At 62.0% G+C, this 19,098-nt stretch carries 18 protein-coding genes and 1 tRNA gene; 8 read left to right on the top strand and 11 right to left on the bottom strand.

Annotation, left to right across the window (positions count from 1 at the left end; translation table 11 throughout):
• Nucleotides 1-21: 21 nt before the first annotated feature.
• The 4 genes from ACI2JX_RS08590 to ACI2JX_RS08575 all read right to left on the bottom strand — a co-directional run bounded on the left by ACI2JX_RS08590 (nt 22) and on the right by ACI2JX_RS08575 (nt 4,840).
• The gene (locus tag ACI2JX_RS08590) at nt 22-762 is read right to left on the bottom strand and encodes an SDR family oxidoreductase (RefSeq protein WP_404689888.1); all 741 of its coding nucleotides are present in this window, start codon (nt 760-762) and stop codon (nt 22-24) included.
• Nucleotides 759-2,126 carry an MFS transporter gene (locus ACI2JX_RS08585; RefSeq protein ID WP_404689887.1) on the bottom strand — a complete coding sequence of 456 codons (1,368 nt, stop codon included), beginning with the start codon at nt 2,124-2,126 and terminating at the stop codon, nt 759-761. The genes ACI2JX_RS08590 and ACI2JX_RS08585 overlap by 4 nt, the downstream gene beginning before the upstream one ends.
• An 85-nt stretch (nt 2,127-2,211) precedes the next feature.
• On the bottom strand, nt 2,212-3,795 hold the full coding sequence (locus ACI2JX_RS08580; RefSeq protein ID WP_404689886.1) for an aldehyde dehydrogenase (NADP(+)): 1,584 nt from the start codon (nt 3,793-3,795) through the stop codon (nt 2,212-2,214).
• Nucleotides 3,796-3,892: 97 nt separating this feature from the next.
• Entirely contained in the window at nt 3,893-4,840 is a 948-nt protein-coding gene (locus tag ACI2JX_RS08575; protein WP_264236176.1) for a LysR family transcriptional regulator, read from the bottom strand.
• Nucleotides 4,841-4,955: 115 nt separating this feature from the next.
• Between ACI2JX_RS08575 and ACI2JX_RS08570 the strand changes: the two genes are divergently transcribed.
• The 3 genes from ACI2JX_RS08570 to ACI2JX_RS08560 are packed head-to-tail and all read left to right on the top strand — an operon-like array spanning nt 4,956 to nt 9,396.
• The gene (locus ACI2JX_RS08570) at nt 4,956-6,137 is read left to right on the top strand and encodes a fumarylacetoacetate hydrolase family protein (protein ID WP_404689885.1); all 1,182 of its coding nucleotides are present in this window, start codon (nt 4,956-4,958) and stop codon (nt 6,135-6,137) included.
• 46 nt (nt 6,138-6,183) lie between these two features.
• On the top strand, nt 6,184-7,575 hold the full coding sequence (locus ACI2JX_RS08565; protein ID WP_404689884.1) for an MFS transporter: 1,392 nt from the start codon (nt 6,184-6,186) through the stop codon (nt 7,573-7,575).
• Between the two features lie 33 nt (nt 7,576-7,608).
• A complete protein-coding gene (locus ACI2JX_RS08560; RefSeq protein ID WP_186555321.1) occupies nt 7,609-9,396 on the top strand; it encodes an IlvD/Edd family dehydratase in 1,788 nt (595 codons plus the stop codon).
• Nucleotides 9,397-9,400: 4 nt separating this feature from the next.
• On the opposite strand, the gene ACI2JX_RS08555 is transcribed toward ACI2JX_RS08560, so the two are convergent.
• Entirely contained in the window at nt 9,401-10,309 is a 909-nt protein-coding gene (locus ACI2JX_RS08555) for a LysR substrate-binding domain-containing protein (protein ID WP_186555322.1), read from the bottom strand.
• Between the two features lie 136 nt (nt 10,310-10,445).
• Between ACI2JX_RS08555 and ACI2JX_RS08550 the strand changes: the two genes are divergently transcribed.
• Nucleotides 10,446-11,747, top strand: a complete 1,302-nt coding sequence (locus ACI2JX_RS08550; protein ID WP_404689883.1) for an NAD(P)/FAD-dependent oxidoreductase — start codon at nt 10,446-10,448, stop codon at nt 11,745-11,747.
• A 41-nt stretch (nt 11,748-11,788) separates the two neighbouring features.
• Entirely contained in the window at nt 11,789-12,877 is a 1,089-nt protein-coding gene (locus tag ACI2JX_RS08545) for a polyamine ABC transporter substrate-binding protein (RefSeq protein WP_404689882.1), read from the top strand.
• Nucleotides 12,878-13,035: 158 nt separating this feature from the next.
• On the opposite strand, the gene mqo is transcribed toward ACI2JX_RS08545, so the two are convergent.
• Both mqo and ACI2JX_RS08535 read right to left on the bottom strand, forming a co-directional pair.
• Nucleotides 13,036-14,673 carry a malate dehydrogenase (quinone) gene (gene mqo, locus ACI2JX_RS08540; protein ID WP_404689881.1) on the bottom strand — a complete coding sequence of 546 codons (1,638 nt, stop codon included), beginning with the start codon at nt 14,671-14,673 and terminating at the stop codon, nt 13,036-13,038.
• Nucleotides 14,674-15,002: 329 nt separating this feature from the next.
• On the bottom strand, nt 15,003-15,194 hold the full coding sequence (locus ACI2JX_RS08535) for a DUF4223 family protein (RefSeq protein WP_186555326.1): 192 nt from the start codon (nt 15,192-15,194) through the stop codon (nt 15,003-15,005).
• Nucleotides 15,195-15,671: 477 nt separating this feature from the next.
• Here ACI2JX_RS08535 and ACI2JX_RS08530 point away from each other — a divergent pair, with 477 nt between their 5' ends.
• Nucleotides 15,672-15,902 (top strand): hypothetical protein, encoded by a 231-nt coding sequence (locus tag ACI2JX_RS08530; protein ID WP_404689880.1) that lies wholly within the window; start codon nt 15,672-15,674, stop codon nt 15,900-15,902.
• Nucleotides 15,903-15,931: 29 nt separating this feature from the next.
• Nucleotides 15,932-16,237 carry a DUF3077 domain-containing protein gene (locus ACI2JX_RS08525; protein ID WP_404689879.1) on the top strand — a complete coding sequence of 102 codons (306 nt, stop codon included), beginning with the start codon at nt 15,932-15,934 and terminating at the stop codon, nt 16,235-16,237.
• Nucleotides 16,238-16,295: 58 nt separating this feature from the next.
• Here ACI2JX_RS08525 and ACI2JX_RS08520 read toward each other — a convergent pair whose 3' ends face one another.
• Together ACI2JX_RS08520 and ACI2JX_RS08515 are read right to left on the bottom strand one after the other, a co-directional pair.
• The gene (locus tag ACI2JX_RS08520; protein WP_404689878.1) at nt 16,296-16,538 is read right to left on the bottom strand and encodes a hypothetical protein; all 243 of its coding nucleotides are present in this window, start codon (nt 16,536-16,538) and stop codon (nt 16,296-16,298) included.
• Nucleotides 16,539-16,549: 11 nt separating this feature from the next.
• Nucleotides 16,550-17,029 carry a hypothetical protein gene (locus ACI2JX_RS08515; RefSeq protein WP_404689877.1) on the bottom strand — a complete coding sequence of 160 codons (480 nt, stop codon included), beginning with the start codon at nt 17,027-17,029 and terminating at the stop codon, nt 16,550-16,552.
• Nucleotides 17,030-17,372: 343 nt separating this feature from the next.
• Here ACI2JX_RS08515 and ACI2JX_RS08510 point away from each other — a divergent pair, with 343 nt between their 5' ends.
• A complete protein-coding gene (locus tag ACI2JX_RS08510; RefSeq protein ID WP_404689876.1) occupies nt 17,373-17,822 on the top strand; it encodes a DUF2846 domain-containing protein in 450 nt (149 codons plus the stop codon).
• Between the two features lie 363 nt (nt 17,823-18,185).
• Here the strand turns inward: ACI2JX_RS08510 and ACI2JX_RS08505 are convergent.
• Nucleotides 18,186-18,275: transfer RNA gene (locus tag ACI2JX_RS08505), tRNA-Ser, on the bottom strand.
• A gap of 92 nt (nt 18,276-18,367) precedes the next feature.
• On the bottom strand, nt 18,368-19,078 hold the full coding sequence (gene purC / locus ACI2JX_RS08500; RefSeq protein WP_368973084.1) for a phosphoribosylaminoimidazolesuccinocarboxamide synthase: 711 nt from the start codon (nt 19,076-19,078) through the stop codon (nt 18,368-18,370).
• Nucleotides 19,079-19,098: the final 20 nt, after the last annotated feature.

Genomic DNA, 19,098 nt, shown 5'->3' with positions numbered 1-19,098 from the left:
TCCTGTCTCGATACAAAGGATTCACAAGCTCATGCCACCGTCGATCAGGTGCACACCGCCGGTGGTGTAGGCCGCCGCGTCGCTGGCCAGGTACACGGCCAATTGCGCGATCTCCTCGGCGCTGCCCAGCCGGCCCATGGGCTGGCGGTTGACGAATTGCCGGTAGACCTCCTGCGCATCGCGGCCTTGGGCCAGGGCCTGGGCCGCGATGCGCTGGTGCAACGACGGTGAGTCGACGGTACCCGGGCAGATCGCGTTGCAGCGGATGCCCTCGGCGACATGGTCGGCGGCGACGGCTTTGGTCAGGCCGATCACGGCCGCCTTGCTCGCGCCATAGGCGACGCGATTGGGCACCGCCTTGACGCTGGAAACCACCGACGCCATGTTGATGATCGAACCGCCACCGCGGCGCTGCATACCTGGCAGGAACGCACGGATCATCCGGTACATGGCGGTGACGTTGAGCGCCAGCGAACGCTCCCAGGCCGCTTCGTCGCACTTCAGAATGCCACCGCTGTGCACGAAACCTGCGCAGTTGAACAGCACGTCGATATCGCCCAGTTCGGCGCGCAGCGCCTCGATCGCCGAGGCCGAGGTCACATCCAGAACCCGCGCCTGGATACCTGGCTCATCGAGCAGGCTGTCGATGCGAATATCGCTACCGAACACCTCTGCCCCGGCGGCCGCGAACGCCTGCGCGCTGGCCAGGCCAATGCCTTGGCCAGCGGCAGTGATCAGCACCCGTTTGCCCTGAAGGTTCATGCCGCCTCCAGTTTCAGTGATGCATTGCTCGGGGCTTCACGCCGCCCCAGCATGCTTGCCGGGATGGCCAGGATCAGCACGGCACTGACGAACAGGCACAAGCCCAACACATAGGTGCCGTTGTTGATGTTGCCGGTCAGGTTCTCGGCCACCGCCGTGATCATCGAACCGGTGAAACCGGACAGGTTGCCGATGGCGTTGATCATGCCAATCCCCGCCGCAGCGGCAACTCCCGACAACAGGGTGCCCGGCAGGGTCCAGAAGATCGGCATCAGGCTGAGCACACCGGAGGCCGCGACAGTGAGGAACACCACCGAGAGCACCAGGTTATCGGAGAAAAACGCGCTGAGGATCAAGCCGCAGCCGCCGATGAACGCAGGTATCACCGCGTGCAGGCGGCGCTCGCCGGTGCGGTTGGAGTGGCGCGCATTGAGCAGCATGGCGATCACCGCAACGCCATAGGGGATGGCCGTCAACAAGCCGATATCAAAGCTGCTGGTGATGCCGGCGCTCTTGATGATCGACGGCATCCAGAAGGCCAGGCCATAGAAACCGGTGTTGAAGGTCAGCAGGATGAACACCAGCAGCCACACCCGCGGATTGAAGAACACCTCGCTCAGGCGTGAGACCTTGCCCTGGTTGTCTTGCTGCAGATTGGCCTTGAGCAACTGCTTCTCGTCAGCCGACAGCCAATGGGCCTTGTCGATGTTGTCACACAGGCAGGTGAACACCACCACCGCCATGATCACCGAAGGCAGGCCTTCGATCAGCAGCATCCACTGCCAGCCGGCCATGCCGTGCCAGCCATCGAGGCTGGTCATCAACCACCCTGAGAGCACCCCGCCCAAGGTCAGGCTGACCGGCATGGCCATCAGGAAGCCGGACATCACCCGGCTCTGGCGCTGGGTCGGGAACCAGTAGTTGAGGTAGAGGATCACGCCGGGGAAGAACCCCGCCTCGCAGATACCCAGCAAGAAGCGCAGCACGTAGAACATGGTGCTGGCCTCGACGTGGAACAGTTTCGCCAGCGGCACGGTGAAGGCCACGGCCATGGAAATGATCGCCCAGCTCGCCATGATCCGGGCGATCCAGAAGCGCGCGCCGTAGCGGTGCAGCAACAGGTTGCTGGGCACCTCGAACAGGAAGTAGCCCCAGAAGAACACGCTGGCGCCCAGGGCATACACGGTGTTGCTGAATTGCAGGTCGTTGAGCATGTCCAGCTTGGCAAAACCGATGTTGACCCGGTCCAGGTAGGCGGCCATGTAGCACAACAGCAGAATTGGCAGGATACGCAGGATCACCTTGCGATAGGTACGGTCTTCGAAGCCCGGATCGCGGGCCGGTGCGGCGGGTTGGCTGTGCATCGTTGAAGCCCCTCGGCATGTCGGGCATGCCTGATTGTTGTTATCGACAGGGCACCGGGCGCAGTACGCCCGGTGGTGCAGCGGGTCAGGACAAAGGGTCGCGGCTGGGCTGGCCATCGACCAGGCGCAGCAGCGCGAGTGGGTTGCTGTCGCGTAGCGCCTCGGGCAACAGTGCCTGGGGGAAGTTCTGGTAGCACACCGGGCGCAGGAAGCGATCGATCGCCAGGGTGCCGACCGAGGTGCCGCGGCTGTCGGAAGTGGCTGGATACGGCCCGCCGTGGACCATCGCCTCGCAGACCTCGACGCCGGTCGGGTAGCCGTTGATCAGCAGGCGCCCGGCCTTGTGTTCGAGCAGCTCCACCAGGTCGCAGGCCTCGGCCAACTCAGCCGGCTCGCCAATCAGGGTGGCCGTCAGTTGCCCGCCGAGCGCCGCCAGCGCCGCCAGCAACTCGCTGCGATCGGCGACCTCGACCAGCACCGTGGCAGGGCCAAACACTTCTTCCTGAAGCAACGGTTCACCGCTCAACAGCAACTCGGCATCGGCCTGGAACAGCTGCGCGCAGGCCTGCCCTGCTGGCTGCTCGGCGCCGGCCAGGTGGCGGATGCCCGGGTGCGCCTTGAGCTGAGCCACACCCTGGGCATAGCTGCGCAGGGTGCCAGCGTTGAGCATGGTCTGCGGCGGCTGGTCGGCGATACGCGCCTGTAATTGCTCGACGAAAGCGCTGAACGGCGCAGAACGCACGCCCAACACCAGCCCTGGGTTGGTACAGAACTGTCCGCAGCCTAGCACCACCGAGGCGGCCAGCTCGCCAGCAATGGCCTCACCTCGGCTCGCCAGAGCCTCTGGCAAGATGATCACCGGGTTGATGCTGCTCATCTCGGCAAACACCGGGATCGGTTGCGCACGTGCCGCCGCCATGTCGCACAGCGCTCGCCCGCCCTTGAGCGAACCGGTAAAGCCCACTGCCTGGATCGCCGGATGCTTGACCAGCGTTTCACCGACCCCGGCACCAAAGATCATGTTGAACACCCCAGCCGGCATGGCGCAGCGCTCGGCCGCACGAATGATGGCCTGGGCGACCGCCTCGGCAGTGGCCATATGCCCGCTGTGCGCCTTGAACACCACCGGGCAGCCGGCAGCCAGCGCCGCAGCGGTGTCGCCACCGGCAGTGGAAAAGGCCAAGGGGAAGTTGCTGGCACCAAACACCGCTACCGGGCCAAGGCCCATGCGGCACTGGCGGATATCGCTACGCGGCAGCGGCGTGCGCTGCGGTTGAGCGCGATCGATGCGGGCTGCGAGGAAATCACCGCGACGCAGTAGCTGGGCAAACAAGCGCAACTGACCGCTGGTGCGAGCGCGCTCACCCTGGATACGCGCCGCCGGCAACGCCGTCTCGCGGCTGACCAGGGCGATGAAGTCTTCTCCCAGGGCATCAAGCTGTTCGGCAATGCTGTCGAGAAACTGCGCCCGACGCTGCGGCGCCAGTGCCCGATAGACGGGATAGGCCTGGGCGGCGGCACGTGCGGCAGCGTCGATCTCGGCGTCGCTGGCCTGGTAAAAGGCCCCCGGCAAGGCCTGGCCCGTGTGGGCGTCGATGCTGTGCAACAGCGGTTGGCCTGCGCCGCTACGGGCGCCGCCGATAAATTGCTGACCTGCGTTCGGAGTCATGGATGTTCCTTGGCATGCTGGAAAACACTGGTCGCTAATCTAGGCGGGCCTGCGATTCTTTCCCAATGGCATTTGTGGATCATCCGATAACAGATCGTTATCGGATTTCTCGCGCTTTCTGCGCATCGGCCAACAGGATCTGGGCAAACTCCAGCGCCGCGCCACTGAGCACTTCACCTTTGCGGGTGAGAATGCCGTAGTCCTGCGGCGCCAGATGCAAGGGCGTATCGAGGATGCGCAGCACGCCGCTGGCCAGGTGCGGCTCGACCATGGCCTGGGGCAACATGCCGATCATCGGTCCGCCCTGCAGCACCTTGAGAAAGGTCTGCATGGAAATGGTATCGATGGTGTTGCGTGGCACCCCGACTCCCGCCTCGGCGAAGGCGCGTTCCATGCGGCCCCTGATCGGCGTGCCCTTGGGGTAGAGAATCCATGGCCATTCGAGCAACTGCTGCAGGGTCACCGGGCCGTGGTCGCACAGCGGGTGCTGCTGATTGACCACGAAACAGAACGGCTCCGGCGCCAGTGCCTGGAAGTCGAAACGCTGGCGCTGGGCCTCGTCAGTGAAGCGCGCTACCGCCAGGTGCAGGATCTTGTCATCGAGCATCTCCATCAGATGGTCGCTGGTCTGCTCGACCACTTCTATCGACAGCAACGGCCAGCGTTGCTTGATCTGCACGATGGCGTCCGGCAGGGCGACGGCGGTAGCGGCGAAAATCCCGCCCACTTTGAGATGGCCATGCCCGCCCTGGCGCAGGCTGCCGATCTGGTCGACGAAGTTGCGCGCATCGTTGAGGGCGACCTGGGCATAACGCAGCACCTGCTCGCCCAGGGCCGTGGGCGGCATGCTGCGCGGTTGACGTTCGAACAAGGCAAAGCCCAGCAGGCTTTCGATCTCTTTGAGCATCTTGCTGATCGCCGGCTGGCTGAGGTTCATCTGCTGGGCAGCCAAGTGCATGTTGCGGGTGCGGCCAAGGGTGTCGATGAGCAGCAGATGGCGGAACTTGAGCCAGTTGCAAACGTGGGAGAACGACAGGTCCGACATGGTATCCACCTTTGGTGCAATAACCTGATGTTATCGATTAGTGAAAAGATGCCATTGGAGTTTATCGCGTCGCTTACCTAGCGTGCAGCTTTCAGGACTCAAGAGACCCTCTGCCATGCCGCTGACCCTTACTCCCGCCAACACCCTGCCCCACGACGGCCTCACCGGCACCCTGGTCGGTCGGGCCTGGATCCCTGGCCAGATCGCCGGCCCCTCGCCGATCGTGCTGCGCGCCGATGGCGTGTTCGACCTGTCCGAGCGCTTCGCCACCTTGAGCGAACTGCTTGAAAGCGAATCCCCCCTGCACGCCTTGCGCGCGACGGCCGGGCGCTTCATCGGCAGCGTGCAAGAGCTGCTGGCCAACAGCGCCAGCCAACCTGACAGCAGCCGCCCCTACCTGCTGCCGCCGCTGGACCTGCAAGTGATCAAGGCCGCCGGAGTGACCTTCGCCGCGAGCATGATCGAACGGGTCATCGAGGAGCAGGCGGGCGGCGACGCAGCCCGCGCCGAGGCAGTGCGAGCGACGGTGAGTGCGGTGATCGGCGACAACCTGCGTGCGGTCAAGCCTGGCTCGGAACAGGCCATGGCCCTCAAGGCCCTGTTGATCGAGCAAGGCATGTGGTCGCAGTACCTGGAAGTGGGCATCGGCCCGGACGCCGAAGTGTTTACCAAGGCCCCGGTACTGGCGGCGGTGGGCAGCGGCAGCGTGATCGGCGTGCACCCAGGCTCGCAATGGAACAACCCCGAGCCGGAAGTGGTGCTGGCTGTCGACAGCCGTGGGCGCATCCACGGCGCGACCCTGGGCAACGACGTCAACCTGCGTGATTTCGAAGGGCGCAGCGCATTGCTGCTGAGCAAGGCCAAGGACAACAATGCCTCCTGCGCGATTGGCCCGTTCATTCGCCTGTTCGACGAAACCTTCGACTTGGATGCGGTGCGCAACTGCGTGGTCGACCTTGAGGTGCGCGGCAGCGATGGCTTCGTGCTCGCCGGAAGAAGCTCGATGGACCAGATCAGCCGCGACCCCGAGGACCTGGTGCGCCAGACCCTCAACCGCAACCACCAATACCCCGATGGTTTCTTGCTGTTCCTCGGCACCCTGTTCGCGCCGACCGAAGACCGCGATCACCCAGGCGCGGGGTTCACCCACAAGGCCGGTGACCTGGTGACCATCTCAAGCCCGTTGCTCGGTGCCCTGCACAACCAAGTCAGCCGCAGTGACCAGGCTGCGCCCTGGACCTTCGGCCTGGCTGCACTGATGCGCAACCTGGCGCAACGAGGGTTGCTGCAACGCTAAGCCGACTTACCCGCTGCGCCCATAACAACAACAAGCGAGGCAGAACATGCAAACCGAGAGCAACGTCCCCCCCACGCCCGATCCCCGCCAACTGCGCCGAGCGATTTATACCGGCGCCGTCGGCAGTGCTCTGGAGTACTACGATTTCGCCCTCTACGGGCTGGCTTCGGCGCTGGTCTTCGGGCATATCTTCTTCCCCTCGCTGGGCACCACCGGCGCCTTGCTGGCCAGTTTCGCCACCTACGGCGCGGGGTTTCTGGCGCGGCCGTTCGGGGGGCTGTTCTTCGGCTCGCTGGGTGATCGCAAAGGGCGCAAGCTGGTGTTGCTGCTGACCATCGCGCTGATGGGCGCGGCGACTACCCTGATCGGCCTGCTGCCGACCGGGCCCACCGGGGCCCTGCTGCTGGTGCTGCTGCGCCTGCTGCAAGGCTTTGGCGCCGGTGCCGAGCAGACCGGCGCGGCCACCCTGATGGCCGAGCTGGCGCCGCGCGAGCGTCGCGGCTTCTACGCGGCCCTGCCGTTCATTGGGGTGTTCAGCGGGCTGGCCCTGGCGACCATCACCTTTCGCGTGCTACAGGCCACGTTAACCCAAGAGCAACTGCTCGACTGGGGCTGGCGCTTGCCGTTTCTGGCCAGCGTGGTGCTGATCTTCATGGCGGTGTGGATTCGCCTGAAGCTCAAGGAAAGCCCGGTCTTCCAGCAGCTCAGCCAGAACCAACAGGTGATCGAGTCGCCGATGCGTGCAGTGCTGCGCAACGCCCGTCGGCCACTGGCCGCCACCACCTTGATGCGCATGGCCGAAACCGGCTGCTCGACCCTGTACGCCACGGTCTCGATTGCCTTTCTCACGGGTTTTGCCAGCCGTCACCTGGGCGAGAGCGGCGCCAACCTGGCGGGCATCGGCACCAATGCGGTGCTGGCGGCGAGTATCCTCAGCATTTTCACCACGCCGCTGTTCGGCGCGCTATCGGACCGTTATGGGCGCCTGGCGGTATACCGCGGCGGCGCTCTGTTCGGCGCGTTGTGGGCATTCCCGTCGTGGTGGATGATCGACAGCGGCGACCCGACCCTGGTGTGCATCGCCGTGGTCGGTGGCTTCGCCCTGGCCGCCAACAGCATGCTCGGTGCCCAATGCGCGCATTTCACCGAGTTGTTCGGCAACCGCTATCGCTATAGCGGGGTGGCGCTGTCGCGAGAGATCGGCGCGATGCTCTCCGGCGGCCTGGCGCCGATCCTCGGTATCTTCCTGGTCGGCCTTGCCGGTGGCGGCTATTGGGTGCTGGCCCTGTATACCTTGGCGCTCACCGGCCTTACCCTGCTCGGCACCCTGCTGTCGACCGAAACCCGTGGCCGTGACCTGACCGCGCTGGATGACGCCGTCGGCCGCGGTGCGGCTGCCCCTATCGCACCTGTTCACGCCAGCGTCTTGCAACGCTGACCTGCGCCCCATAAAGACAAGAGAGTTCCTGACATGAGCCAGACCCCGAAACGCCCCCTGCGCAGCCAGCAATGGTTCGACGACCCAAGCCACGCCGACATGACGGCGCTGTATGTCGAGCGCTACATGAACTACGGCCTGACCCGCGACGAACTGCAATCGGGGCGGCCCATCATCGGCATCGCCCAGACCGGCAGCGACCTGACCCCGTGCAATCGTCACCACATCGAACTGGCGCAACGGGTCAAGGCCGGTATCCGCGATGCCGGTGGCATCCCGATGGAGTTCCCGGTGCATCCGATCGCCGAGCAAAGCCGCCGCCCCACGGCCGCGCTGGATCGCAACCTGGCCTACCTGGGCCTGGTGGAGATCCTGCATGGCTACCCGCTGGACGGCGTGGTATTGACCACCGGCTGCGACAAGACCACCCCGGCCTGCCTGATGGCCGCAGCCACCACCGACCTGCCGGCGATCGTGCTATCGGGCGGGCCGATGCTCGATGGTCACCACAAAGGGCAGTTGATCGGCTCCGGCACGGTGCTCTGGCATGCGCGCAACTTGATGGCCGCCGGTGAGATCGACTACGAAGGCTTCATGGAAATGACCACCGCCGCCTCGCCGTCGGTGGGCCACTGCAACACCATGGGCACGGCGCTGTCGATGAACGCACTGGCCGAAGCCCTGGGCATGTCCCTGCCAGGTTGCGCCAGCATCCCGGCGCCCTACCGCGAGCGTGGGCAGATGGCCTACGCCACCGGTAAGCGCATCTGCGAGCTGGTCATGGAGGATATACGCCCTTCCGCGATCATGACCCACCAGGCATTCGAAAACGCCATCGCCGTCGCTTCGGCCTTGGGCGCCTCGAGCAACTGTCCGCCGCACCTGATCGCCATCGCCCGGCACATGGGCATCGAGTTGTCGCTGGACGACTGGCAGCGGGTCGGTGAAAGCGTGCCGCTGCTGGTCAACTGCATGCCGGCAGGTAAGTACCTGGGCGAAGGTTTCCACCGTGCAGGTGGCGTACCGGCCGTGATGCACGAGCTGCACAAGGCCGGCCGCCTGCATCAAGACTGCGCCACGGTCAGCGGCAAGAGCATCGGCCAGATCGTCAGCGACAGCGTCACCAGCAACACCGACGTGATCCTGCCCTACGACGCGCCACTCAAGCATGGCGCCGGCTTCATCGTGCTTAGCGGCAACTTCTTCGACAGCGCGATCATGAAGATGTCGGTGGTCGGCGAAGCCTTCCGCCAGACCTACCTGTCGGAACCGGGCAAGGAGAACAGCTTCGAGGCCCGCGCGATCGTCTTCGAGGGCCCCGAGGACTATCACGCGCGGATCGATGACCCGGCGCTGGACATCGACGAGCGCTGCATCCTGGTCATTCGCGGTGCCGGAACCGTTGGTTATCCGGGCAGCGCCGAAGTGGTCAACATGGCCCCGCCCGCAGCGCTGATCAAGCGCGGCGTCGATTCGCTGCCATGCCTGGGCGACGGTCGCCAGAGCGGCACCTCGGCCAGCCCGTCGATCCTCAACATGTCGCCGGAAGCGGCGGTGGGTGGCGGCCTGGCACTGCTGCAAACCAACGACCGGTTGCGCGTCGACCTCAACCAACGACGGGTCGACCTGCTGGTGGACGAAGACGAGATGGCCCGCCGTCGCGCCGCCTGGACGCCGAACGTCCTGGCCTCGCAAACGCCTTGGCAAGAGCTGTATCGCCAGTTGGTCGGGCAGCTGTCCACCGGCGGCTGCCTGGAGCCGGCCACCCTGCACATGAAGGTGATCGCCCGCGAAGGCGGCATGCCACGCCACTCTCACTAAGCCGTCAAGCTGCGCGGGTGGTCTGCTCCACTTGCTCCTCGAACCAGCTCAGCACCGCTTTGCACGCGGGGTGCCTCACCCCGCTGTCACGCAGCCACAGCGCGTACACCCCACCGGTGCGCAACGCCTCGCCGAACGGCACCACCAGATCGCCGCGGGCCAACGCATCGTGGGCGAGCATCTTGTCGGTCATCGCCACGCCCAAGCCTCGGGCAGCCGCATCCAGCGCCAGATCATCGAGGTTGAACAGCAAGTGCTGGTAGCTGCGCTCGGCCTGGTCCTGCTGGGCCTGTAGCCACTGGGTCCATTCATGACGGCCCGTGGAGCCGTGGATCAGCGCGTGTCCGGTCAGTTCATCCAGCGAACGCGGTGCAGGTTGCCCGCCGCTGAGCAGCGGCGCGCAGACGGGTATCAGGTATTCATCGAACAGCGGCGTCAACGGCCGCTGGTCCAGCCCCTCTGGCAGGTACAAGACGTAGGCATCGCAGTCGCCACCGGTGTCCACCCGCTCGCCGCTGACGGTTTCGATCGATAGGCTCAGCCCGGGATTGATGGCATAGAACGAACTCAAACGCGGTAACAACCAGCGTACGGCCAAGGACACGAAGATACGGATACGAAATGGTCGGTCCTGCGCTGGCGGCGCCAGGCGAAGCTGCAGATCGCGCAGCGACTCCAGCATCTCTTGCGCCACCGCATAGACTTCGCGGCCATGGGCGGTCAGCGCCACCTTGCGACTGGTGCGTTCGAACAGCACGGTTTGATAGTGCTCTTCAAGCTGCTGCACCTGTCGGCTGATGGCGCTCTGCGTCAGGTGCAACTGACGCGCCGCTTCGGTGAAGTTGCTGGTATCGGCCACCCGAACCAGGGCTTGCAGCGCTTGCAACGAGGGAATACGCAGCGTGTTATCCATGCAAATCTCGAATGGATGGATGAATTTTTAACGTTAGATTCCGCCCCTGAATTGCCCGTAGATTAAGTGCTAACGGCGCATGCAGGGGGTTCTCTCCGATCACTCCTGCGCATTGATTGTGAAGGAGTGCCCTACAATGAACAACCACTGTGGCTGGATCGCGCTGGCCGGCGAGTCCGCGCCCCGCCCCTGCCTGCAAGGCTCACAGAAAGCGGATTGGCTAATCATCGGCGGCGGCATTACCGGGCTGTCGGCAGCACATACCCTGGCCAGTCGCTTTCCCGCTCAGCGCATCGTGCTAGTCGACCGCCAGCGCATCGCCCAGGGCGCCTCGGCGCGCAATTCTGGCTTTGTCGTGAGCCACGAACTGCCAAGTGCTGGCGAACTGATCGGCGCTGCCGGTTTTGCCGCTTATCAAGTCGCCTCGCGCATCGGGGTCGCGGCCGGCGATGAAGTGCGTCAGCGCGTACGCCAACTGGGCATCGCCTGCGAGCTGGATGAAGGCGGCTATCACTTCGCGGTGCACCAGCCTGCGCACCTGGCAAACGCCGAACTTGCCGTGCAAACCCTGGCGGCGGTTGGCGCCAAGGCCCAGTACCTTGAAGCACAGGCGTTGCAACAGCGCTTGGGGACTGCGTTCTACACCCAGGCGATTCACTGCGCGGGCGGCAACGGCCTGCTGCAGCCGGCGAAGTATGTCAAAGGCTTGGCCGACAGCCTGCCTGAGCAGGTCGAGGTTTATGAAAACACAGCGGTGAGCGCTCTGCAGCGTGCACCGGGTGTGGGCTGGAAGGTGACCACTGCCAACGGCGAAGTGCAGGCACCCCAGGTGTTGCTCTGCGTCGGCGCCTTCCTGCCGCGCGTGGGCTTGCACCGCAGCGGCACCTTCGCCCTGGAGCTCAGCGCCAGCATCACCCGCCCGCTGAACGAGCCGCACTGGCAGGCGCTGTTCGATGACCAGGGCTGGGGTGTGTTGTCCACCCTGCCTGGCGGCTGCACCTTGCGCCTGCTGCCGGGTCGGCGCCTGCTGATCCGCAATACGGTGGAGTACCGCCAGCACGACCTGGACGCCAATGCCCTGGCCGTGCGCCAGCAACGCCACCTGCTCGGGCTGCAAACGCGCTTCCCCGGCATCCAGCGCAGTGACCTGCAATACACCTGGACCGGCCACCTGAGCGGCACTCGCTCCGGCGAGCCGTACTTCGCCAAGGTCGAGCAAGGCCTGCACGCGGTCGCCGGTTGCAATGGTTCAGGGGTCGCGCGCGGCACCTTGTGGGGCCGTTTGCTGGTCGATCTGGCAATCGGCGCCGACTCGTCGCTACTGAGCGATGTGCTCAGCCAGGCGCAACCGGGTTACCTGCCGCCCAAACCCTTTTTCGACATCGGCGCCAGCGTGCGCATGGCCTGGGAGGTTCACCGGGCGCGACACGAACGTTGATCGACCCGGCGCATCTTCCGTTACAACAAGAGAGAAAAACGATGATCAAGCGCAGCTGCCTCGCCCTGTCCATCTCCGCCTTGCTGGCCTGTGCGGTCCAAGCCACGGAAACCGTCAACATCGCCAACTGGAGTGGCTACATCGCCGACGACACGCTGGCCGAGTTCAACCGCCGTACCGGCGTGCAGCCGACCTACGACCTGATCGACAGCAACGAAACCACCGAAGCCAAACTGATGACCGGTGGTAGCGGCTACGACCTGGCCAGCCCGTCCAACCACTTCCTGCCGCGCCTGATCAAGGCCGGGGCGATCCAGGAGTTGGACCGCAGCAAGCTGCCCAACTGGCACAACCTCGATCCCAAGCTGATGCACATCCTCGAGGCCAGCGACCCCGGCAATCGCTATGCGATCCCCTACCTGTGGGTGACCACGGGCATTGGCTACAACGTCGACAAGATCAAGGCGATCTTTGGAGATATCGAGGTCACCCAGTCCTGGCAGATGTTGTTCAAGCCCGAGAACATCAAGAAGCTCAGCCAGTGCGGGGTGGCCTTCCTCGACAATCCGACGCAGATCATTTCCATCACCCTCAAGACCCTGGGGTTGGATCCGCACAGCCAAAAACCTGAAGACCTCAAGCAGGCTGAAGCAGCGCTGCTGGCTGTGCGCCCGTACATCCAGTATTTCCATCAATCGAAGTACGTCAGCGACCTGGCCAACGGCAATATCTGCGTGGCTATCGGCTTCAGTGGCGACGTGTTGCAAGCCATGAGCAGCGCTCAGCAGGCTGGCAATGGCGTGAACATCGGCTACAGCATTCCCCGAGAAGGCTCCACGGTGGCAGTCGATATGGTGGTGATCCCCAAAGGCGCGCCGCACCTGGACAATGCCTATGCGTACTTGAACTACCTGCTCGAACCCAAGGTGATTGCCGGGATCAGCAACGCGGTCAAGTACCCCAACGGCAACGCGGCCGCCCTGCCCTTGGTCGATGAGGCGCTGCGCACTAACGAGGCGGTTTACCCGCCACAAGCTGTGCTCGATACGCTGTTCCCGATTCAGACCATGAGCCCGGCGGGGATGCGCTTGAGTACGCGGATCTGGACACGGGTGCTCAGCGGTAAGTGATTGGGCGTAAAAAAACCACGAGGGGTTAACCTCGTGGTTCTTGGCTGAAGCTACTGGCCTCATCGCGGGGCAAGCCCGCTCCTACGGGATTGCGTAGGAGCGGGCTTGCCCCGCGATGGCACCGGCGACATCACAACGTCGCCAGGGCCGGCGCAGTCTTACAACGCCATGTCGCTAGCAGGATTGGCTTCAACCGGCTTGCTCGGGGTAGTGTCGGTGCCCACGGTCTGATCGATGACCGGTGGCTTCTCCAGCTGCAGCACTTCAGAGGTGTAGTTCCACTCTTTCTGCACCGCGGCTGGCGAGTCGTTCAGCTTGGTGCCGTAGCTCGGCACGATCTGGTGCAGCTTGGCTTGCCACTCAGGCGTGGCGACTTTCTCTTTGAACACGGTTTCGAGCACGGTCAGCATGATCGGCGCGGCGGTCGAGGCACCTGGCGATGCACCCAGCAGGCCTGCGATCGAGCGGTCCTGGGAGGTGACCACTTCGGTGCCCAGCTTCAGCACGCCGCCCTTGTCTTCGTCACGCTTGATGATCTGCACGCGCTGACCCGCCTGCCACAGACGCCAGTCTTCTTTCTTGGCTTGCGGGAAGTAGGTCTGCAGGGCCGCGAAGCGATCGTCGTCAGACAGCATCAGCTGGCCTGCGAGGTACTCGACCAGCGGGTACTGATCGACACCGACCTTGGTCATCGGCCAGACGTTGTGCAGCGTGGTGCTGCTCAGCAGGTCCAGGTACGAGCCGTTCTTGAGGAACTTGGTCGAGAAGGTCGCGAATGGGCCAAACAGGATCACGCGCTTGCCATCGAGCACGCGGGTATCGAGGTGCGGCACCGACATGGGTGGCGCGCCGGTCGAGGCGATGCCGTAGGCCTTGGCCATGTGCTGCATGGCAATGGTCGGGTTCTCGGTCACCAGGAACGAGCCACCCACCGGGAAGCCTGCGTATTCCTTGGCTTCCGGGATGCCGGATTTTTGCAGCAGCTTCAGCGCGCCGCCGCCAGCACCGATGAACAGGAACTTGGCGTCGGTGGCGGTGGTGGTGCCGTCCTTGAGGTTCTTGTACTCGACGTGCCAGGAGCCGTCTTCGTTGCGGGTGATGTCCTGCACTTCGCTGGACAGCTTGAGGTCGAAGTTCTCGCGGGTTTGCAGGTGCTTGACGAACTGGCGGGTGATCTCGCCGAAGTTGACGTCGGTGCCGATCGGCGTCCAGGTCACGGCCAGCTTCTGGTTCGGGTCACGCCCTTCCATCATCAGCGGAACCCACTTGGCGATTTGCGCGTGGTCTTCGGAGTACTGCATCGGGCGGAACAGCGGGCTGGTTTGCAGCGCGTCGTAACGCTTCTTGAGGAACTTGATGTTGTCATCACCCCAGACGAAGCTCATGTGCGGGGTGGTGTTGATGAACGAGCGCGGGTTGTTCAGCACGCCCTGACGGACCTGCCACGACCAGAACTGGCGGGAGATCTGGAACGACTCGTTGATCTCGATGGCCTTGGAGATATTGACGTTGCCGTCTTTGTCTTCCGGGGTGTAGTTCAGCTCGGCCAGGGCGGAGTGGCCGGTACCGGCGTTGTTCCAGCCGTTGGAGCTTTCTTCAGCCACGCCATCCAGGCGCTCGACCATCTCCATCGACCAGCTAGGCTCCAGCTCGTTGAGCCAGACCGCCAGGGTCGAACTCATGATGCCGCCGCCAACCAGCAGCACGTCGACTTTCTTGGCTTCGTCAGCGTGCGCCTGCATCAGGCTTGCCGCTACAGCCAGACCCAGCAGGGTCTTGCCAGCTTTCTTGAACATTGATCAATTCCAATCGTTAGCACGTAAGGAAGGCCTAGGCCGGGCCTCGTTTATCCATGTCCTTCAGCGCACGCTTGTTATTGATCATTGGAGTCAGCAGCTTAGAAACAGGGACGCCAGCCGATGGTCGAATTGACCGGCCAGGGCTGAAACGTTTCGCCGATTGTAACCCAAATGCCAGCACAAACAAATTGCGCAGGCCGGCGCAAGGTGGCGGGATGCCTCAGTGACCAAACGCCGCGCCCAGGGCCATAAACAAAAACCCCCTGGCACTTTCATGCCAGGGGGTTTTGGACTGAATCCAGAAGGGTTCAGTCGGGCATCTAAAATTACTGCGGGCGTGGCAGCTTGTCGATTGGACCGCAGCCGCCGATAACTTTAGAGATAGAAACCGAAGGGTGGAACAGGTAGTCGTAGGAGCAATTCTTTTGCTGGTTGTAGACCTGACCGGTGCAGCCCGACAGCAGTGCAACACCCGAAACGACTGCTACTGCAACGGTAGCTTTGAACAGCTTTTTCATACAAAGTCCTTTAAATAATGATACGCCAGCATACTGATGGCGCGCGGATCCTAACCCATTTCCATATACCGTTCAAACTATTGGATCCGATCCGCCATTATAAAAACACCCCGCCACCTGTAGGAGCGGGCTTGCCCGCGGTGAGGCCATCCCGGCGAAAACAACACCATTCCTACACCGCTTAATCAGAATTTCCCGATAGCTTGTAGTCCATTTCCCAAACAGACTCCGTGCGCCCTCAAGCCGTTGCCACTGCCGAGAACTGTCCCTAGTCTCAGCCGGTCGCTGCCAAATCAGCGACCGGCTTTGACAGGCCTAACAGATCTCGGAACACGTGCACCGTTTATGGCGGCTGTACGCGGGGCACCTTGTGTGCGCCGGGTTCTCTGGGATCCTCGGTCTGTCAACCCGTGTACAGCTGCCACCCTCTTGTTTGACAGCAGGTCTGTAGCAGCCCCACTGATCCCAGAGGTGCATATGCTAAAGATTGTCCCTGACCCACCGCTCTACTCAAGCGACTCCTCCCTCGAAGACATCCTTATTCAAACCTCCGAATACTTGCTCTGCGCACTAACCGTCGCTCAACAAACAGTGCTGCTGCACACCCTGCCAGCTGGCCAATTCATGACCCTTGCGGCGATACATGAAATCGAAAATGCCCGCAGCCTGGTGGAAGTTGCGTTGAGCCGCGTCAACTTGCGGCACTGACAGGATTATTCAAATCAAGGAGAGAGAGAATGACCAAGGATAAAGAACCCCTTGCAACCACGCATGGCATAGCGGGTTTCGGTGATAGCGGCGACATCAATAATCCAGAACCACTGTTTCGAGTGGTCGCCGGCCATGCCGTGAACTATGCGCTGGAACAATCAACAACGCTGATAAGTTGCGCGCACATGCTCAGCGATCTCGCTATCAATCAGGATCTGAAAAACGCGCCGACTTTGATGACAGCAGTGCATTATCTTTCGGGTATGGCCAAAGCCTTGTCGCAGGAAGTCTCGCTAGCGGCAGAACCATCGTCCGGCAACGCAGCTCGCTGAATGGACAAAAAAGCCCCTGACTTCATCGCTGAACTCAGGGGCTTTACATCGCTCGACGTTAGCCAACTTCGACAAACCGCCGTCGCCTGATGAACAACCCGACACCCAGGGACACAGCAAAGACTGACCACAACCCCAGGTCAGCCCCCATCACTTGGATCTGACCTGCAGTAATGCAGCCAATCGCACCAGCCACCAGTAACGTCACCCCTAGCCACTTGCGCAGTAAATAGGGCTTCAGAAACTGATCAAGCAGGAAGAACAGCACCAGGGCGATGACCAGTTGAGTAATGTCGGACATGTACGCCTCCCTCAAGCCTTGATAATCAGCGACGTGCCCGAGCGCTGTGGACCAATCCCGCCATTGACCTGCGCCTCAATGCTGACCAGTACGTCGCCAGCATGGTAGGTGGGCAGGATTTTATTGGCATAAAGACGTACTCCCGCCCCTAACGGAACACCCACATAGGGAGTGGCGACAGTACTGGTGGCGCTAGTGAACGCACTCGCTGCAATGTTGGCAACGGTGGTGCGCTGCGCGTTCAGCACGTCGCCCTGCTGCCGGGTCAGCGGCTTGGAAATGCCGATCATCATCAGGCACGGCAGGTTCTTGGCCTGCATCTTGTCGTAGACCTCAACGACCTTGCTGCTGACTTCGTAATGGGCGCTTTTCGCTTCGCCAAAATGCAGCTCGCGCAGGCGTGGGCGGTCGCTGTCGGAGAGAGTGATCTGCGAGACGTTGAAGACGATCCCGTGATTACCCATGTATTGAAAAGTCCCATCGAACTTCATTTGCACGCATCCCTTCGAGGCAAAGGAGGCGATTCTCTACAAGGCGCGGATGAGGTGCAATGATTGCAGCATGCCAGCACGCGACATCGATTGATCAGATGTTTTCACACGAGAAAAACGCCAGTGATAAGTCCCTGACCCCTCGTCGTGACGCGTTCCAGCAAGTGTACTTGAGGAGAACCTACATTCGTGGGGTATCGCTTTAAGGCGTTTAACAGTGGGCACCGCAAGGGATCGTTATCGCTTTTGACTCAAATAGCTTCGAACCTGTAATAGATAACGGCATAATGCCATCAGCGACTTGGAGTCGCCCAAACTAGGTATCGATTGATAAAGGACTCATATGCACGCTCGAATTAAGCTTTTCGCGGCCGCCGTTGGCTTTGCCATCCTCACCGGGTGCGCGTCTGTACCGATGGAGTCACCAGAGGCCGACGCAGCGCTAAAGACATTTGCCTCACCTCCCGCTGACCAAGCTGGGCTGTACATCTACCGTGACAGTTTTGCAGGCCAGGGCTTGAAGAAAACTGTCACGCTGGATGGCAAGACTATCGGTGAGACCGCGAACCGGGTGTACTTCCATCGCTTGATCACACCTGGCCTGCACAAGATCGGTACTGAATCAGAGTTCAGTGACAATGTGATCGATTTGGTAGCGGCTGCTGGCAAGAATTACTACGTGCGTCAGTCGATCAAGGTTGGCGTGTTTGTAGGTGGAGCAAAGCTTGAAATTGTTCCTGAGGACATCGGTCAAGCGCACCTGCAAAAGTGCACTCTAGCTGCATCCCAATAATTTCGTGACGTAATCCTGCGTACCTAACGCAATAAGTACGCAGGACGAGAAAAGAGCATGGGCCCTTAAGCCCATTACTGATGAGTACGTACTTTCACAAGATAAGGAGTGGGAAGCATCGATTGGAATGGAATCGAATTGTCTGAGTTTCTCCAATCGGCACCGACGTCGCCATTGTCCTTTTGGATCTCATGCTGATCCTGAGAAAAGACCTACCCCTAGTGGATTCATCCTAAAATCTCAACCGATCCCCTACTGCGTCCTGTGCTCTCTCCGAGCATGCCAGCAGAGGAAGTGATGTATAGCTTAAATCCAGAAACGAAAAAGCCCCGCAGACATTAATCTGCGGGGCTCCTCGATGTATGGCGGAGAGATAGGGATTTGAACCCTAGGTACTGTTGCCAGTACAACGGATTTCGAATCCGTCCCGTTCGACCACTCCGGCATCTCTCCAGTGGCGCGCATGATACCAGCGATTTCGCGAAAGGCAAACCTTTATTTGAAAAAAATTCGCGTGGTATCAAACGCTTGCGTCAATGCGGGCCTTACAGCGGCACGCCCAGGCGCTTGGCAACTTCTTCGTAGGCTTCGATCACGTCGCCCAGACCCTGGCGGAAGCGGTCCTTGTCCATCTTCTTGCGGGTTTCTTTGTCCCACAGGCGGCAGCCGTCAGGGCTGAACTCGTCGCCCAGGACGATCTGGCCGTGGAATACGCCGAACTCCAGCTTGAAGTCGACCAGCAGCAGGCCGGCGTCATCGAACAGCTTGTTCAGCACTTCGTTGACCTTCAGCGACAGCTTCTTCATCTCCACCAGTTGCTCGGCGGTGCCCCAGCCGAACGCAACCACGTGGGATTCGTTGATGAACGGGTCGCCCTTCTCGTCGTTCTTGAGGAACAGTTCGAAGGTCGAGGGCTCGAGCTTGAGGCCTTCCTCGACGCCCAGGCGCTTGACCAGGCTGCCGGCGGCGTAGTTACGCACGACGCATTCGACCGGGATCATGTCGAGCTTCTTCACCAGGCACTCGTTGTCGCCCAGCAGTTTGTCGAACTGGGTCGGCACGCCGGCTTCTTCAAGCTTTTGCATGATGAAGGCGTTGAACTTGTTGTTCACCATGCCTTTGCGATCGAGCTGTTCGATGCGCTTGCCGTCGAACGCCGAGGTGTCGTTACGGAACAGCAGGATCAAGCGGTCGGCGTCGTCGGTCTTGTAAACCGATTTGGCCTTGCCGCGGTAGAGTTCTTCGCGTTTTTCCATGATTGGGCTCCGCTTGCTTG

Origin of the sequence: Pseudomonas sp. NPDC088890, assembly GCF_044900155.1 — a bacterium.
Taxonomy (GTDB): Bacteria; Pseudomonadota; Gammaproteobacteria; order Pseudomonadales; family Pseudomonadaceae; genus Aquipseudomonas; species Aquipseudomonas urmiensis.
This window is presented reverse-complemented; position numbering and strand designations above follow the sequence as displayed.

What these genes read in the sequence shown, in the direction of transcription:
- ACI2JX_RS08520 (WP_404689878.1), bottom strand. Translation starts at nt 16,538, where the DNA reads ATGTCCGACATTACTCAACTGGTCATCGCCCTGGTGCTGTTCTTCCTG.
- ACI2JX_RS08525 (WP_404689879.1), top strand. Translation starts at nt 15,932, where the DNA reads ATGACCAAGGATAAAGAACCCCTTGCAACCACGCATGGCATAGCGGGT.
- ACI2JX_RS08585 (WP_404689887.1), bottom strand. Translation starts at nt 2,126, where the DNA reads ATGCACAGCCAACCCGCCGCACCGGCCCGCGATCCGGGCTTCGAAGAC.
- ACI2JX_RS08580 (WP_404689886.1), bottom strand. Translation starts at nt 3,795, where the DNA reads ATGACTCCGAACGCAGGTCAGCAATTTATCGGCGGCGCCCGTAGCGGC.
- ACI2JX_RS08550 (WP_404689883.1), top strand. Translation starts at nt 10,446, where the DNA reads ATGAACAACCACTGTGGCTGGATCGCGCTGGCCGGCGAGTCCGCGCCC.
- ACI2JX_RS08560 (WP_186555321.1), top strand. Translation starts at nt 7,609, where the DNA reads ATGAGCCAGACCCCGAAACGCCCCCTGCGCAGCCAGCAATGGTTCGAC.
- ACI2JX_RS08590 (WP_404689888.1), bottom strand. Translation starts at nt 762, where the DNA reads ATGAACCTTCAGGGCAAACGGGTGCTGATCACTGCCGCTGGCCAAGGC.
- mqo (WP_404689881.1), bottom strand. Translation starts at nt 14,673, where the DNA reads ATGTTCAAGAAAGCTGGCAAGACCCTGCTGGGTCTGGCTGTAGCGGCA.
- ACI2JX_RS08530 (WP_404689880.1), top strand. Translation starts at nt 15,672, where the DNA reads ATGCTAAAGATTGTCCCTGACCCACCGCTCTACTCAAGCGACTCCTCC.
- ACI2JX_RS08535 (WP_186555326.1), bottom strand. Translation starts at nt 15,194, where the DNA reads ATGAAAAAGCTGTTCAAAGCTACCGTTGCAGTAGCAGTCGTTTCGGGT.
- ACI2JX_RS08565 (WP_404689884.1), top strand. Translation starts at nt 6,184, where the DNA reads ATGCAAACCGAGAGCAACGTCCCCCCCACGCCCGATCCCCGCCAACTG.
- ACI2JX_RS08515 (WP_404689877.1), bottom strand. Translation starts at nt 17,029, where the DNA reads ATGAAGTTCGATGGGACTTTTCAATACATGGGTAATCACGGGATCGTC.
- purC (WP_368973084.1), bottom strand. Translation starts at nt 19,078, where the DNA reads ATGGAAAAACGCGAAGAACTCTACCGCGGCAAGGCCAAATCGGTTTAC.
- ACI2JX_RS08510 (WP_404689876.1), top strand. Translation starts at nt 17,373, where the DNA reads ATGCACGCTCGAATTAAGCTTTTCGCGGCCGCCGTTGGCTTTGCCATC.
- ACI2JX_RS08545 (WP_404689882.1), top strand. Translation starts at nt 11,789, where the DNA reads ATGATCAAGCGCAGCTGCCTCGCCCTGTCCATCTCCGCCTTGCTGGCC.
- ACI2JX_RS08555 (WP_186555322.1), bottom strand. Translation starts at nt 10,309, where the DNA reads ATGGATAACACGCTGCGTATTCCCTCGTTGCAAGCGCTGCAAGCCCTG.
- ACI2JX_RS08575 (WP_264236176.1), bottom strand. Translation starts at nt 4,840, where the DNA reads ATGTCGGACCTGTCGTTCTCCCACGTTTGCAACTGGCTCAAGTTCCGC.
- ACI2JX_RS08570 (WP_404689885.1), top strand. Translation starts at nt 4,956, where the DNA reads ATGCCGCTGACCCTTACTCCCGCCAACACCCTGCCCCACGACGGCCTC.